The sequence below is a fragment of the Bradyrhizobium sp. 31Argb genome (assembly GCF_043638955.1).
In the GTDB taxonomy this organism is placed as follows: Bacteria; Pseudomonadota; Alphaproteobacteria; order Rhizobiales; family Xanthobacteraceae; genus Bradyrhizobium.
The window spans coordinates 1-13,933 of record NZ_JBEGDB010000215.1; the positions used below are offsets into that span (position 1 = coordinate 1).

At 59.0% G+C, this 13,933-nt stretch carries 8 protein-coding genes, 1 tRNA gene and 1 pseudogene; 5 read left to right on the top strand and 5 right to left on the bottom strand.

Annotated elements, in window-relative coordinates:
- Positions 1-155 precede the first annotated feature (155 nt).
- Positions 156-974: pseudogene (locus AAFX91_RS30405) on the top strand (hypothetical protein); the annotation flags it as partial.
- Here the strand turns inward: AAFX91_RS30405 and AAFX91_RS30410 are convergent.
- The 3 genes from AAFX91_RS30410 to AAFX91_RS30420 form a co-directional block, all read right to left on the bottom strand.
- Positions 909-1,625, bottom strand: coding sequence for an ABC transporter permease subunit (locus tag AAFX91_RS30410; RefSeq protein WP_394569066.1), 717 nt, complete (start codon positions 1,623-1,625; stop codon positions 909-911). The pseudogene AAFX91_RS30405 and the gene AAFX91_RS30410 overlap by 66 nt on opposite strands.
- Positions 1,622-1,777, bottom strand: coding sequence for a hypothetical protein (locus tag AAFX91_RS30415; protein WP_394569067.1), 156 nt, complete (start codon positions 1,775-1,777; stop codon positions 1,622-1,624). Before AAFX91_RS30415 ends, AAFX91_RS30410 begins: the two co-directional genes overlap by 4 nt.
- Positions 1,778-1,955: 178 nt before the next feature.
- Positions 1,956-2,375 carry a hypothetical protein gene (locus AAFX91_RS30420; protein WP_394569068.1) on the bottom strand — a complete coding sequence of 140 codons (420 nt, stop codon included), beginning with the start codon at positions 2,373-2,375 and terminating at the stop codon, positions 1,956-1,958.
- Positions 2,376-3,173: 798 nt separating this feature from the next.
- Here AAFX91_RS30420 and AAFX91_RS30425 point away from each other — a divergent pair.
- Both AAFX91_RS30425 and AAFX91_RS30430 read left to right on the top strand, forming a co-directional pair.
- Positions 3,174-3,247: transfer RNA gene (locus tag AAFX91_RS30425), tRNA-Lys, on the top strand.
- A gap of 399 nt (positions 3,248-3,646) precedes the next feature.
- Positions 3,647-6,634: a GNAT family N-acetyltransferase gene (locus AAFX91_RS30430; protein WP_394569069.1), complete on the top strand. Its 2,988-nt coding sequence runs from the start codon at positions 3,647-3,649 to the stop codon at positions 6,632-6,634.
- 391 nt (positions 6,635-7,025) lie between these two features.
- Here AAFX91_RS30430 and AAFX91_RS30435 read toward each other — a convergent pair whose 3' ends face one another.
- Positions 7,026-7,238 (bottom strand): hypothetical protein, encoded by a 213-nt coding sequence (locus AAFX91_RS30435; protein ID WP_394569070.1) that lies wholly within the window; start codon positions 7,236-7,238, stop codon positions 7,026-7,028.
- 3 nt (positions 7,239-7,241) lie between these two features.
- Here AAFX91_RS30435 and AAFX91_RS30440 point away from each other — a divergent pair, with 3 nt between their 5' ends.
- Entirely contained in the window at positions 7,242-10,370 is a 3,129-nt protein-coding gene (locus AAFX91_RS30440) for a GNAT family N-acetyltransferase (protein WP_394569071.1), read from the top strand.
- Positions 10,371-10,397: 27 nt separating this feature from the next.
- Positions 10,398-12,941, top strand: coding sequence for a hypothetical protein (locus tag AAFX91_RS30445; RefSeq protein ID WP_394569072.1), 2,544 nt, complete (start codon positions 10,398-10,400; stop codon positions 12,939-12,941).
- Positions 12,942-13,576: 635 nt separating this feature from the next.
- On the opposite strand, the gene AAFX91_RS30450 is transcribed toward AAFX91_RS30445, so the two are convergent.
- A partial coding sequence (locus AAFX91_RS30450) for a condensation domain-containing protein (RefSeq protein ID WP_394569073.1) occupies positions 13,577-13,933 on the bottom strand: 357 nt, incomplete at its 5' end.

Genomic DNA, 13,933 nt, shown 5'->3' on the forward strand with positions numbered 1-13,933 from the left:
CCTGCGTCCACGATCTTCGAATCATGGTTGCCCATGGATTCAGAATCCTCAGTCAATTACAACTGTAATGCTAGGCGGACCTCCCAATGCATAGAAGGAGGTTGTGCCGAGAAAAACGCACAGAACTCGGCGGGGCACAATGATAGGATCAAGGCATGAGTGAAGTTCCAGAGAACGTCCCAGTGCGACTGCCCGATCCCGCCTCGATCGAGGCGGTCCTCGCACGTCTTCCGACCGGAGCTGACGAAGCGGCGCTGGCGGCGGCGCTCACAGAGGCATTTCCGGGATTTCCGTTTTCGACGACGGACATCGACGACCAGTATTGGCGCGACACGCGCTCAGTGATCGCTGCCGATGGGACACGGATCGCAGAATACCGGCCGTGGATGGAAGCCGAGCTTGCCAAGGACAACGGCAACATTGGCGCCGTTTGGACACGATTGCGCGAGAGCGATCTTCAGATTTCGGAATGGCACGGCGACAGCGTGCACGCCTTCGCGCCAACTGGACCGGGCGCGGCGGACTATGTGCAAATCCGTCTCGGCCGGGAAGTCGAATGGCGTGCGGGGCCGATCGTCAATCCGACGTCCCGCCCTTGGGGCAAGAACGAATTACTCGATCCGTCATGGATCACACACGAAGATATGTCCGACGACAAGGTAATCGCCGGTCCACTCTATCGGATGCTTGGGCGCGCGGGCAGCGGCGTCGTCCATGTCCGGAGTTTCCTGACGCGGCGTGCCCGCCTCGAGCGCGAGAAGCGCGAGGCGCAGCGGCCCGAGATGGAGCGCCGTGTAGTGCGGGAAGTGACGCGGCAGGGCACGACCGAGACGCCGTTCCTGGAATTGGTGCCGGACTGGTTCGAGTTCGTGCCACGGGAGAATCGTTTCTTCCAGGATTGGGAAGAATCAAGCGCTTCGGCCGAGCGGGTCCATGATCATCGCTCGCGGCATTTTATCGATCGAGAGACCGGCCGGCAGCGCCATGGGCAAGATCAAGGTCGAAAAATAAAGGATCGCGACCATCGGTATCGCCCGCATGAATTCGATGTAGCCGATCGCGAGCAGCCGAAGCGCGCGCATCTTGGATCGTCGCGCCAGCGACAGCAGAATCGCGAGGGGCACCGACAGGGCAAAGCATGCCGTCCAGACCAGTAGGGTCACCGGCAGCCCGCCCCACTGGTTCGAAGAAATTCGTGACGGCCCCGGCACGCCGGCCATCAAAAGCCAGCAGAGGAGAATAACGATAGGCCAGCCGACTACGAGTTCACGCCGCCAGAAACGGGGCGCGGCCGTAGCCGAAAGCAGGCCGACCAGGAGCAGGCATACCAGGGAGGGACGCCACGCCAATTCGGCCGGATAGAAGGCGAACACGATGAAGCGCAGCTTCGCTGCGATAAAGGCCCAGCCCGCGCCGCCATTCGCCTGGCAGTCCAGCGCCGTTCCCTGCCAGGTCGCATCAAGGAAAAGCCAGCGGACCAGCGGCGGCAGAACTTGCAACACGAGTAGACCGATGGCGATCGTCGTGACCGAGTTCCACCACGTCCCGAACAGACCTCTCTGCAGTCGCGCCCAGGATTCTACCTCAGGCTTTGGCTGGTCCCTGCGTGCCTCGATCGCGGTCATGCCGACCTCTCTCCACGCAACGTCACCCTGCTATTGTAGAAGTTCATCAATGCCGAGACCGCGAGGTTCAGAGCAAGATAGAGCAGAACGACGATCAGCAGCGCTTCGAAGGCCTGCCCGGTCGTATTAGCGGTGGTGTTGACGATGTTCATGAGATCCGGATATCAATCTGCTAATCAAACGCCAGCGCAGGCGGCCACGAGCCGCGATCAATCCGATGAGGATTGCGGCCGTCGATGCGTGTTCTGCTATGGCAGGAACATCCCTCGCCCGGCCGGCTATCAAAGGTGGCCAAGATCCTCTTTCACTGTGCGCTCACGCGCCGGGATTTCATCGCCTGCGCCGGGCAATCTCATCAGCGACCGCGCTCGCGGCGCGTACCAGCCGTTCATGCAGAGTCTCGAACAAGTCGAGAATCTCATCATTGGGTTCATTCCTGCCCCCCTCGATAGCCTCGGCAACCAGTTCGTCGAGAGGCGTTTCCTTCAATTGACCTTTCTCGAGAAGGTGTTCAAATAGCCCGTCGCTACCAGGCTGCGGTTGGATTCGACCGTCGGAGTTGCACCAAACCCCGAATGTCTGATGCCCCATAACGGCCTGTTCGACCATCTCCGCCTCCAATGGGATCAGCGTACCCCACGTCTCATCCTCCTCATCGACGAATCCGGCCACGTACATCTCTTGCTCCTCAGCGTCTTCATCGCGAGGCCGGAAGAACGGCGTAGGAATGATTCGAGGGGATTTTGCCATAACAATCTCTCCAGGGGGCTCAAGCACCAGTTGCATCGGTATTTGGCAGCATCAGGGCCCGCGCCGACGGATTGTTGGCACTGTGGCAAGCTTGCCAGACTAGTCGCGGGCGATTGACGAACGCGCCCGGAGATGCCGCAGCCGCCAAGTAGCAAGTCTCGTCCATTGCGAAACACGCACCTTTGGCCACCGGAGAACTTCACTGAATTGGCACAGTTCAAGTTCAGCGCAGTATTCCTGCTGAATTAGAAGGGGATTGCATTTTTCCAGCGTGATCCGGGGTTCGCCTGTGTACCAAGAACGCCACGGGACAAGAGTGAAATCGCCGACAGACAACCCATCCGAGGCGATCAGGTCCCTATTGGTGCGGCAGATCACCAACTCGGTGCAACGGATCGAGAGTACTTGCTACCTTGTCGACGAAGGCGTCGTGCAGTTCACGGAGATGGGGCCAAGCGTTTTCCTGACGCGCCTCGCGCAACAGATTCAGGAAGGGTAGCAGGCCCGAACTGCGGCAGCTGTCGAATTCCGCCGGCGGGGCGTTTCTTCTCTGCGCGGCTTGGATCCCAGCCCTTGCTTCTAGGAAGGAAAAAAGATCGACTGCCTCGATCAATTCGCTAGACGCTAACAACTGCCGGCACGATAGATCGCAAGATAAACTTTCTGTCGCATGACGCAAAAAGTGAATAGGCGCTGAAGCGCCCTCGTCGATCGTTCTGCTGAGTTCACGTGATCGTCAGCGAAAATGTTCTTCTAGCAGGGGTTGAATATCGCTCTCCGATCGAATACAGAAATCGCGGGCGGGTAGCTCGGTTGGTAGAGCAGCTGACGCTTAATCAGCAGGGTCATAGGTTCGAATCCTATCCCGCTCACCTCTCAGGAGGTTGTCATCGAAAGCACGGTTGTCGAACGCTTTCGGAAGACGCAAGTGGCAAGCGAGAAATCGAGAGACTGCGCAAAGTCTTGCTCGCTTCCGAGCGAGTCCCTACACGCCCCTGATCAAATCAGAGATTTTTCACAATCGTCGTCAACAAAACATCGTAGGCCTGCGCCTAAGATGTTTCGCTTGCAGTCGTGGCACGATGTGTCCCAAACAGGATGGAGAATTCCGTCGCGGCGCCTCGACGCCGCACTTCACAAGTGTCGCTGCGACAAACCAAGCAGCATTGCGTCTTGAAGGCGACATAATCAGAACTTACCTTAAAGTCGTTCTCTATCTCTTATGCTACTTATGATAAGACGCCGTAGCGGCATGATTGGGGGCAAGGAAAATGAATCCGCCGAATCCCTTTCTAAGGCTCGAAGCGACAGGTCCATCGGCGAACGCCGTGCTCCACGACGAAGCGGAAGGCCCAGTCACTGTCCGCGATCTCGGCCGGCTTCTCGCCGAAGCGGGGCTGACGTGGGATGCCTTCATCAACGCCGTATGGAATCTGGGTGTCGCAGATGCGGGCAATCTGCTCCGTTATCTGGATGCCGCAGTATTGAAAGGAAGCGCAACGCCTGAAGCACTGCGCTTCCATCTTCGCTTCCTCAGATCCGTGCCTCCTGCCGACTATCCCATCTGGGAGGATATTGTTCGCTCCATTCTCGACGATCGTCCGCTCTCAGAATCTTCCGAGCACTTTCTGCAAAGCGAAGGCATCGATCGCCTATGGCGTCTGATGCTCACGAGCGTGCGACAGGAGAAGATCGCCGATTCTGACGGCAGGCCAGATCCGCGTCTGCTTGTCCAATCGCTTTTCAGGTTCCTGGAGCTCGCTGACGCACTGATCGCAGACGATCCGAATATCCCTGTCGTACTCGATGCCGTGAACCGGTTCGGCAGTCTCCAGCAATATTTCAGTAAGCACGATGTTCCGCGCGAGGCGATACGGCTGTTATCGACCGCCGGCTTTGATGCGAATTATCTCGTCTTGGGAAGTCAGGAAGTACTCTCCCGCAGCAGGGACGATCAGCCTGACAGGCGGGCCGCATGGGGCAGTGAATTCGATGAGCTGATCACTACGATTGTCGGCACCGAGCAAGCGCCTCCCCAAATTGAACTTGGAATCGATCGGTTCAAGTTCCTGGGCGAGTTAGCAGGCGACCGGGAGATGGTGAGAACCGAGAACAGCCTGCCTGCGGCGCGGCGGCTTGCGGCCCGCTTGCTTCCGCTGCTGCGGGCGAGAAAACTTGTGTTGCAAAGATTCCGGCTTCTGGTGCCGGCGAGCGTGCTCGATGAATATATTCACCGTATAGAGCGATACGCCACGCAGTCCGACGCTGGCCAGGCACCAGCGCTCGGAAAGATCACCGCGCGTCGGAGCACCAAATGCGCCCCGGAGTTGCTCTTTGACGATACGCGGCTTGGGTCCTGGCTCTTCAAGCCCGACGGCATCGTTCATGGTGAGATCTGCCGGATCCTGCTGGATCCCGCAGTGCCGCTGCTGGAGATCTGGCAGGAGCCCTACTCCGAGTTCATGGCAGCAATTCCTCTCTACCCAGGCTTCAATGCAAGCCGGCAACGATGCGTGTTGGTGGAGACCTATCACTTCGATGACCGGATCTCCGAGCTGCTCGGACGCCAAGAGACGCTGAGTTTCATGCTTGACGCGTTATTGTTCGACGCGTTCCTCGGCCAGGCGGAGAAACTGGTGGTCTTCGCCGCCCCCTGGGGCCGATCAGCCATCTTTGCCGACTATGTCGCCGGGCTGGCGAAACAAAACGACGCCATCCGCTATTTCGAGAGCTATGAGTTCGAGGCTGTCGATCCGGGCGCAAGCGCCCTGCAGAACTCGCTGACGGGGCAGTTTCACTATACGGAGTCTCTCGGTTACAACCGACCACTGAAAGGCATCATCGATTTCGGCTTCAATCTGGTCGGCCACCAGACCATTGACAAGCTGACGAGCGGTGGCCGCGGCGTATTCGAAATCGACATCCAGGCCTTTCTGGGAGCGCGCCATCTGCTGAACTCCATTCCCAATAAAGAGAAAACAGCTATCGAGGGGTCCGAGGCGGCCTTCTTCGACCGGCGGGGGGAACGAGAAGCCGAGCTCACCCGCCGGGGCGAAGAAAAACAGAAGCAGGCGGAAGTCTCGCTCAGGTCAGTGCTCCCTGAAGCGCATTTTGAGATCCATCGCGAGATCGATAGCGCGACCTGTGCCGAACTGCTGGCGCTGCATCGGCAAGCCTTTCCGGAATATGCCTTCGTCGATGAGCAATACTACGCCGAACGAATGCGCCAAAGAGATGCGACGCTGTTTGTCGCTCGCAGCGGCGGCGCAATGGCCGGGATGGCGCTGACGTTCCGCAGCGGTTTACTGCCCAATGACGCCGTCTATATTGATGAACTTGCGGTCCGCGCAAACCAGCGGAAAAAGGGGCTCGGCTCTGCACTCGTGGAGCTGGCTCTGCGCACCGCGTCTGTTCGTGGAAGTCGGCAAGCCTGTCTGCTGACCCGGTTCGATCCTGTGGGATCACCGCTTATGAGGTTCTACGAGCGCCTGAACTTCCGGGCGGAAGCGGATTATCCGGACAGGGGCAGACTGTTCCGGCGCTCGATGTCACTGTTCGGGCCAGAGAACCGGCCGGGCATCGACGCAATCCTTGCGCGTCTTGAGGCGCGGCTCGGCGTCAGCGTTCCGCAGCTGCGCATCGAATGCTTCACGGCAATCACGCCTGGCTTGATCGAGATGATGCAATCGCTAGAGACGGTGTTTCCGGAGGACATTCGTTACAGCCGGGATGAGTTCTCGGACCGGATGAGCTTCCGCGACGCCTACGTGCTGGTCATCAAAAGCGGTGATGATCCGATCGCGTTTACGCTCTGCTACCATGATCCAATTCTTCCGGACCATGTCATGTTTGGCGATGTGCTGGCGGTCAAGCAGGAGTGGCAGCACAAGCGCATTGGCGTGGAATTGGTCAAGACGGTGCTGGAGATCCCAGCGCTTACGAACTACACGGATTTTCTCTTGTACTGCACCGAACGCACGAAGGAAGGCAAATCGCTTGTGCAGTACTACAAGTACTTCGGCGGCAGGGTCATTGATGTCGCAGACAAAGTACGAATGCTGATTCCGCTGCGGGCAAACCGCGCAGGATCGAGGCGGTCCGATCTACCATCCCGTGGACAGAACAATGCTTGCGGATCTGCAGCATGCTCGTTGCGGCTCGACGTGAAGAGAGCGCGACCGCTGCGATCGCGCTACCCGCTAACCAAGGTGCGGGCGAGCCGCCGCGTGACTGCGCTTGCGAGCCACCGTCGCTCGTGACGCCAGGTCGAACTTGGCCTCTCGCCGCGTGACGGCACTGTCTCAGCGAAGGCGCCAGCAGAGTCTTCATTGTAAAGAGGGAAGAATTATGGGGGCCGCCTCGCTTACGGACCACATCCTCGGAACGCCAGATTGGTCACATTCGCTCGCCGCGCCCGGTCTGGGTCAGAGCGCATCGATGGACTTGACACATACCCCAGCGGGGCCGGATGCGACCCCGCCTGCCTTCTCCATGTCCGTCGCGGCCGCGCCTTCAGTCTACGGGCGGCCAGTGCCCGGTCTACAATTGTACAATGAGCCGTGGTCCAGCCAGACTCTGGGAGCGCAGAACGCGGACAAGGCCATTCGGCCGATCGCGAATGGGTCGATCTGGGATGTCGTGACGCGTCTTTCACAGCCCGGCGCGCCGGTCGATCGGCTTGTGACCTTCATACTTGGGCTTGCGCCTCATTCCGTTGGCCCGTTCCTGCGCTACCTGCAGATAGCGGCTCTTGATGATGAAGAGTTCAGTCATGAACGGCTGGCCGTTCACCTGGATATCGCGCTCGCCGTTCATCCGCGCCATTACCAACTGCTTCGCAGGTTCGTAAGCGAGGTGCGACATCGAATGAAGCTCTCTCCGGAGGTCGCGCATTTTGTCGATGATCTGGATCTAGAAAACCGCTTGCATGCTTTTCTGGTCGGTAAATTCGGCTTGGTCCCACTGACCCAGGTCGAGCCGCGCAAGCAGCGGACTGCCTTTATACGCTCGACCCTCCGATTTCTGGAGAGCTTTGCTGCTCTTACAGCAGCCGATCCCAATCTCGCCCTTCTCTATCAGACCGTAAATCGCTTCGGAAGCATCCAGGCCTACTACGCAGAGCACGAAAGGCCGCGTCGTACCGTTCGGCGCCTCGTCGAGCTCGGCTTTGACGTCGATCACATCGTATTCAGCCGCGATGAACTGGCCTCGCTCGGCGCGGGCGAGGAAGATCTACGCAAGCCGTGGGCCGCCTGGCTGCGTGATACAATTCAGCGCTTGCTGGGTAGCCGTGACGAAGAGCCCGAAATCGACCTCGGGCTCGATCGCAAGAAATTCTTTGGTGTGATCAAGCAGGATTATCAGGCGCTGCTGAAGGATGAGGACGAAGCCTCTGGCTTGCGGCTGGTAAACCGGCTTTTGCCCGAACTTGAGAGGCGGCAGGAAGCTCTGCTCCGCAATGGTGACTTGATCAACGAAACGTCGGTCAAGCAAATCATCCTCGAGCTTCAGGCGATCAAGAAAAAAATATCGGGCGATGCTGAGCATCTCCCGACGCAGCGTTTGGTTGCCATTCGCAGCCCGAAACTAGTTCCTGAGCTACTTTTCGACAATACCCGCCTGTCCTGCTGCCTGTTCAAGCCGAATGGTCTGTTTCATGGCGAGATCTGCCGACTGATCCTTGATCCGGCAACACCCATCATCGAGTTCTGGCTGGAACCTTACCCTGAGTTCTTGGGACTGGCGACGCTCTATCTCGGGCTGAATGCGCGCGGCGAACGCACGATCCTGATGGATACGGTCGACTACAACGACCTGCTGCACGATCTGCGAGGCTACAATGGCACGATGCGCTTCATGCTGGATGCCATTGTGGCTGACGCCCATCTGGCGAAGGCAAAGCGGGTTGCGATCATCGCAGCACCCTGGGGAAAACCGCTTGGGTTTGCCAATTTCGTCAAGCAGATGGCCTCGCGCTCGGAGGCGATCAATTACCGAGAGAGCTACTATTTCGAGGCCGCCGATCCGGCCGATAGAGCGCTCGAAGAGTCACTTGTAGCGCGACATCATTATACGGAGGCGTATGGTTACGATAGTCCGCTTGCCGGCGTGATCGACTACTGCTTTAGCCTGGTGGGCTGGGGCACGATTGAGAAGCTGTACACAGGTGGCCGCGGGGTCTACGAGATTGATGTCGAGCAATATCTGCTCGAGAACGAAAAGTGCAAGATCGGCAAGTCTAACACAGCGGTTGCGCGCGCGCGGAAGAGCGAGATCTTTGCTCCACCCGCTCACCACGATGAGGAGCTGTCGTGGCGCCGCAACAATGCGATCGGCCGCGCCGAACAGCGCATGTCGCGGCTGCTGCCCGATGTGCGGATCGAAAGGGTTGCCGAGCCGTCGGATGCGATCATCGGCGAGCTCATTGAGGTCGAGAACAGCGCGTTCCCGGAAGAATTGAGATATGGCCGCGAGCACTTCGCCAAGCACCTGATCCTCAAAGACGCCGAGCTGCTTTTGGTTCGGCAGCAGCAATCACTCGTAGGCTTTGCATTGTCCTATGTCGCGCCCGCGATCTCATGGCAGGATGTCTTCCTGGACGATCTGGCGCTTCGATCGGATTTGCGCTCAAAGGGCGTGGGTTCGGAGCTGGTGGCGCTACGCGCGGAGCTCAGCGCGATTTCCGGGTATCGCGGTTTGTACGTCACGGCGACCATCTCGCCCGAGCTGTCGCGCTTCTATGATCGGCTACGCTTTCAACTGGTCGGCATGGTCCAGAGCATCGGCCAAATCCTCTACCGGCCGCTCGGTCTGCTGAGCTTGGGCGATCTTGAGGTCCTTCCGACGATCCTGCGCGAGGCGGAGCGGCTTTTGCAGGCACAGTTCAGCCGGCCAAGTGCGACCGTGCATTCGGCGATGGATCAGGATCTGTTGCAGATTGCATTGGGATTGGAGACGGCGTTTCCCGAAGATCTGCGGTACGACCAGGACGCTTTCCGCGAACGGATGGCTTGCCCGGATGCCCACTTGCTGGTCTTGCGGGAGCAGAATGAGCCGATTGCGTGTTGCATGTGCTTCCGCGACCCCGGTCTTCCTCGACATGCGATCATGATCGACTCGGTGGCGGTCCGGCCCGAGCTGCAGGGGCGAGGCATCGGCCGTGTCCTGCTAAAGACCCAGCTCGCCGTTCTTGCGCGGACGGGTTACACCGCGGCGATGCTGACCTGCCGGAAACGAAGCGTGAATGGCGTCGATCTGGTCGCGTTCTACCGCAGTCTCGGGGCAAAGGAGCTCGGCCGCACCGGCAACAACGTTCAAATGTGCATCCCGCTGCGCGCTAAAGGTCCTGACACCGAAAGCCAAGACAAGGGCCATGTCATCGATGCTGGCCTTGACTCAAAACAGGAAGAGCAGCTGTCGAGCGGTGATTTCGCGGGCCATCAGCTGAATGGTCACAAGATGAATGGCCACGAGACGAATGGTCATGGGATGAATGGTCACGGCTCAGCCATGGCACACTCCTTAGTCTCGAGCAGGCCGCGGACGGACGTGATGCACGGCAACGGGCACGCCAATGGCAGCACTAACGTTGCTCGACCTGGGAATGGTGCCGCCGATGAGCAGCTCGGCGAGGTCGCCCGCCTTCCATCGATCAATCGTGGCATCGTCGAGAAGCTCCGCAAGGCAGGGATTCACACCATTGACGACTTTCTCCGGTCCGCAGGACCGCGAGAAGGACGCTCGGCCTTGGCGGACGAGGTCGGCATCGACGCGGACATTTTGCTTCACGCGGCTCTGTTCGCCGACTTGACCCGGACAGGTGTCGCGCCGCGTGATTTGGGCCGACTGCGACGGGCACGCGTGCAGACGCTCGATGAATTGCGTGACTGCCCGGCGGAAAACTTGCGGCGCGCGCTGCCGCCGGAAGTTTCCGATGCCGATATTCAACGATTCCGTGAAGCTGCCGTCGGCTTGGACACAGCCGTGGAGCGCTGATCCTTCAAATCGAAAACGGGGGTTCATATGCCAGATACCATTGATTTCGGAGCTGGACCAGCGGTCGTAGTTTTTCAGCCGCCCGGGCGTATCGGTGGGATCATCCCCGAGGCACTGTCTCAGGAGGGTATCAGCTTTGTCGAGCGCCCGATCGATCGGGTCGGAGAGCTCAAGACCGACGGCGGGCCGCGCTTGGCTATCGTGATCGGCGCGCCGGCAAACCCGTCGGCGCGGAACGGCCTGCGCCAATGGGTGGACAACGGCGGATCGGTCATTCTGCTGTGGTGTGACCAGTGGCCGGCCAACGAGTTGCGCGACTGGTTCGGCATCGAGCGGCAGTCCGAAGACGTGGAAGGCGGCTATCTGTGGCCGGCCGAAGAACTGGCAATTCCGGGGCTGTCCTCCGAATGCCTGCAATTGATCGGCCGCCATTTTCTTTACCGGCTCCCCCCTGATGCGCAGTCGCGCGTACTCGCGCTCGGCTCAGCCCACCCGGCAGCAGCCATTGCGTTTGATGCGACACGCGACGGATTTTCCGACGATGAATGGTTCTGGGCAGGTCAGGAACTGTACCGCTATTCGCGGGGCCGCACACTCATTGGACCGTTTGAAGTGCCAGGGATCGGACCAGTGACGCCGACCACGGCTGGCTCGGGCGATTTCACGGGCGATGGCTTTCGCGACAACCTGATTGTTTGCAGAGACTATAGTTACACAATTCTGCGCAATGGAGCATGGGTCGACGGCGGAACATTGCAAAACCGGATTCGACACGTCTTGACCTGGAATCCAGGCGCGGGGATTTGGCCAATCCAGCTATTCCTCGAGGACGGTTCGTTTTACATCGAATCCCTGGACGGAGGACGAACCTGGAGCAGCGCAAAGGTCTTTGCGCCTGACGGCAAGACGCCAATCCCGACAGACTTCGGCTATAGCTACGAATACCTCGACGATTCCAGCGTGGTGCGCGTCGCGCTCAACCTCTTCAGCCAGGGAGCCTTCTTCTCCAATTTTGGCGCCAGGTGGATCATGCCACCTGTCTTGCCCAATATCGGCCCGAAGTATCTTTACGCCAACGTGATCGCGCCCACGATCGGCTACGCTTCCGACGCCGCGCGAACGGGTTTGCGCGACCAGATTTCATTGCTGGTCTATTCAAACGTCTATGCAAGAGATCCAGTTTCCGGCACATTCAATTATCCGTTGCAGTTTCACAAGCTTTACAGCGCGGGACCGGCGGGGCGGCATCCCCTCGTCGTCAACCGCGGGCGTGCAACGGCGGTGCTCTATGATATCGAACGCACTATCTATCAATTGCAGCAGGGCCTGGATCACGATCCGAATGCGGCGGTCATCTTGGCTGGAGGATTGACGACCTTCAATCCGGTGATCAACGTTTTTGACGATTGGATCGACTACACGCAGCTCGACCTCCCCCAAGCCGACCTTCATGAGCGGCTACTGAGAGTGATGGTCACCTCACTCTCGCCGGCGCCGATACCGCGCCTCTGGTATTGGCCGAACGGCCTCCGGTCTGTCGCCAGTTTGAGTCATGATGTCGAAATCTCCGTACCGGACCAGAATGCGCAAGTTGCGACGGAGACGATGAGGATCGGCGAGATGGCGAAAGAGGCCAAACGCCACGATACGTTCTTCGTCCTGATGACGGGCACAGACGTGAATACGATGTCGAGGAAGGATTTGGCAAAGTTGGAAGCAGAGGGTCATCAGGTGACGATCCACTTCGACACATTCGGATCAACCGACTTCACGGCGGCCAATTTTCAGATGCAGTCGAACCTCCTCCGCGAACGCGGCGTGAACCCCGTCTCGGGAAATCGCGATCATGGCCTGTCCTGGCTGAAGGATTACCTCGGATACGCAATCATGAGCCAGCCGGAAACCGTGTACGACTCGTCATTCGGCGGTGGGCCTGGCTATTCTCATTGCGGTTCGGTTTTGCCCTATCGGCTTTATTCGCTGGCGGGACCCGCTTTCGAGTCCTTCGACGAAATCTCCCATGGTTTGATGGACATCGCCGACGGGGATTTCTATTTCTCCCAGCTGGTGCCAAATCCGGAGACGTCGATGGTGCTGCCGCTCGATGACCTGTTCGAGCGAGCCCAGCAGATGGTGCTGCGCAATCACAGCAACTATTACGGCTTTTTCGACTGCTTGTTCCATCCGGTGGTTGTCGCTGGATTGACGCCACCTATTCCGGAATTCTTTGACAGGGTGAAGAAGCTTGCACAATTTATGACTGATAAGAACATCCCGTCCCTGTCGATGAAAGATGTCGCAGTTTGGTGGCGGGCAAGACGAAACGTCCAACTCCGCCTGCAGAGCTGGGACAGAAAAACCTTGCGTTTTTCTGCTGTGACGCCCGGTCCTTTGGAGGGCGTGACGCTGGTAATACCGCAACGTGCGAATGGAATGGAGCTTCAGTCTGTCACTGATGGCAATGGTGCGGCGATCGCGATTAATCCCGCCGTCCTGGATGGCAATAACTATGGGATGGTGACGCTGCCTCGCCTCGACACAAACAAAGATCTGGCCGCAAACTACGCCTAGCGTTGAACCTCTTCTGCAGCCATCGGGCGTCCGGGGCATGATATGCAAGCCTCGATCAGGCTCTCTAGATCAGTAAACCCGCTCAGCGCTTCGGCTTGCGGAGCCGGAAGTCCGCCGCTCAATGCCTAAGGGGATGGAGTTGCTGACCTCTACCGATTGCCGCAGATTAGCAGACCACTACAAAGATCGGGCCACCGAGCCTAGGCTCACACAAAGACGATCGACGTGCTAGCAAATATTGCGCGAAGTTATGCCGGCTTGGCGCGCCAGCTTGAACTTCTTACCCGTATCTCCAAGGAAGAGAGTCGTAAACCTCAGCGCTGACGCTTAGTGTTCCTGTCTTCTCGCCCCAATAAGACCGATCGGATCGGAGTAAAACGCGCGGGATCGCCTGCTGCGACTTGGTCGGTACGGCTGTCGACCAATCTGTTAAAAGCTCCCAGAGCGGCGGAATTTGAGTCGAGTATCTTGCGGCTGACAATTGGAAAGCGTGTGATTGGCCAGGCAGCCGGCGGCTGGATCGAACTGCTGGAGCATGCGGTACCAAATGCTCGCTTGTTGCCCGGGGGAAAGTTGCCGCCGGATCTTCGGCTCGACACCATGCAAACTTACTATTGGCTGACCTCGGCCGGTAGCTACGAAGCGGGCTCGCCAGCAACCACCGGCACCGTGTCGCCGGCATAATCGACAAACAATTTCTCGCCGCCGCCGTGGTGCTGGCGCATCACCAGCGCAAGCGGCGGCAGCGGATCGTCGTCTCCGGCCACGAACGCCCGGTACAGCTGAGTGAGCTCGCGCACGAACACGCCCAGCGACCAGCCGTCCGAGACGATGTGGTGCTGGGTCAGCAGGAAGACGTGCGCCTCGTCCGACAGCCGGATCAGCCGGCCGCGGATCAGCGGGCCCCGCGCCAGGTCGAACGGCGTGCGCGCCTCCTGCTGGCACAGCTGCGACAGCGCGGCGTCCGCATCCAGCCTGCCCCGCAGATCGTG

Coding starts and splice junctions, on each gene's coding strand:
- AAFX91_RS30410 (WP_394569066.1), bottom strand. CDS start 1,625: ATGACCGCGATCGAGGCACGCAGGGACCAGCCAAAGCCTGAGGTAGAA.
- AAFX91_RS30415 (WP_394569067.1), bottom strand. CDS start 1,777: ATGAACATCGTCAACACCACCGCTAATACGACCGGGCAGGCCTTCGAA.
- AAFX91_RS30420 (WP_394569068.1), bottom strand. CDS start 2,375: ATGGCAAAATCCCCTCGAATCATTCCTACGCCGTTCTTCCGGCCTCGC.
- AAFX91_RS30430 (WP_394569069.1), top strand. CDS start 3,647: ATGAATCCGCCGAATCCCTTTCTAAGGCTCGAAGCGACAGGTCCATCG.
- AAFX91_RS30435 (WP_394569070.1), bottom strand. CDS start 7,238: ATGTCGCACCTCGCTTACGAACCTGCGAAGCAGTTGGTAATGGCGCGG.
- AAFX91_RS30440 (WP_394569071.1), top strand. CDS start 7,242: ATGAAGCTCTCTCCGGAGGTCGCGCATTTTGTCGATGATCTGGATCTA.
- AAFX91_RS30445 (WP_394569072.1), top strand. CDS start 10,398: ATGCCAGATACCATTGATTTCGGAGCTGGACCAGCGGTCGTAGTTTTT.